This window comes from Pseudomonas sp. G5001, assembly GCF_013385475.1.
Classification (GTDB): Bacteria; Pseudomonadota; Gammaproteobacteria; order Pseudomonadales; family Pseudomonadaceae; genus Aquipseudomonas.
Map to the genome: position 1 here is coordinate 1 of NZ_JACAPZ010000071.1, position 1568 is coordinate 1568.

At 62.5% G+C, this 1568-nt stretch carries 1 protein-coding gene; it reads left to right on the plus strand.

Annotated features, from left to right (window positions below; all coding sequences use genetic code 11):
- The first annotated feature begins 173 nt into the window (after positions 1–173).
- Positions 174–1526 carry a tetratricopeptide repeat protein gene (locus HX805_RS32145; protein ID WP_177117662.1) on the plus strand — a complete coding sequence of 451 codons (1353 nt, stop codon included), beginning with the start codon at positions 174–176 and terminating at the stop codon, positions 1524–1526.
- Positions 1527–1568 lie beyond the last annotated feature (42 nt).

Genomic DNA, 1568 nt, shown 5'->3' on the forward strand with positions numbered 1-1568 from the left:
GTAGCAGCTGCCGAGCCTTGGCGAGGCTGCGTCTGCGGTGTGTCAGGTATGCCGCCAACGCAGCCTCGCCAAGGCTCGGCAGCTGCTACGGTAAGGTTTGAAGTTTGAGGGACCCATCACTGGCACAAGGTTTGCCCGTCTAACCGCTATCTGAACCCATGAGTTTGAAGCGCATGTCACTGGATTACCTGGGCAACCCCATCGACACCCTCAACCCCGCCACCCGTCAGGGCCTGGATGATTTCGTCGGCGGTTTTCTCGGCTATCAGCCCCGTGCCGAGGGCATCCTCGCGGTCGCCGATGCCGACCCCGACTCAGCATTGGCCAACGGATTTGCCGGCCTGCTGCTGATGTTTATCGAGTCGCCCGAGGGCCCTGTGCTGGCCGAGAAGTACCGTCAGCGGGCGGCGGCGGTGAATTCCCGGCATCCACGGGCGCTCGTGTATCTGCAAGTGCTGCAAGCCTGGATCAACGACGAGCTGGATGAAGTGCTGCGCCTCAGCGAGCATCTGCTGGATCTTTATCCGCGGGACCTGCTTGCGGCTAAGCTCAACCAGTACCTGGAATTCAACCGGGGCAACTGGCCGGCGCTGCTGCGGATCGGTTTGAAAGCCACCGCCGGCGCGCCGGATATCGCCCACAGTCACGGGCTACTGGCGTTTGCGTATGAGCAGTGTCATTTGCTGGAGGAAGCCGAGGCCAGTGCGCTTGAGGCGTTGCGGTTGCAGGCGTCCGAGCCATGGGCCCATCACGCATTGGCCCATGTGATGCTGACCCAGGGGCGTATCGAGGAAGGCATCGGGTTTCTGGAGGGCGTGAAGCAGCACTGGGACGGGCTTAACTCGTTCATGTACACCCATAACTGGTGGCATCTCGCGTTGTTTTATCTGGGGCGCGGGGAGGATCAGCGGGTGCTGGAGATTTATGACCGGCATGTGTGGGGGATCTTGCCGGAGTACTCCCAGGATCAGGTGGGCGCGGTGTCATTGCTGGCGCGGCTGGAGCTGGCCGGGATTGATGTGGGTGGGCGGTGGCAGGCGTTGGCGCCCTACCTGCAGCGTCGGGTTGGGGATGCGGTACAGCCATTTTTGAGTGTGCAGTATTTGTATGGGTTGGCCCGGGCGGGCAAGCCTGAGGCGGATCAGTTGTTGGCGGCTTTGCGCAGGCACAGTGTGGAAGCGCGGCCGGTTTGGCGGGAAGTGACGTTGCCGTTGGCTGAGGGGTTGTTGGCGCATGCCCGGGGGGATGCCCGGCGGGCGTTGGAACAGTTGGGGATAGCGTTGCCGCGGCTGAATGAGATTGGCGGGAGTCATGCGCAGCGGGATTTGTTTGCGCAGGTGGAGCTGGATGCACGGTTGCGGGTTGGGGATTGGCTTGGGGCGCAGCAGACGCTGGAATTGCGCCGGCGGTATGACGGGCTGGATGTGCCGACGAACCGAGCTTTGGTGATGGTGTATGAGGCTTTGGGGTTGCCTGGGGAGGCGCTGCGGGCGCGGGCGCGGATTGGGGGGATATCCGTTATTTAGGTGATGGCTTGTATTGGTTTCGCTTTTGCCCCACCACTCGGC

Bases quoted from the DNA above. Each gene is read 5' to 3' on its own strand.
- HX805_RS32145 (WP_177117662.1), top strand. From the start codon at position 174: ATGTCACTGGATTACCTGGGCAACCCCATCGACACCCTCAACCCCGCC.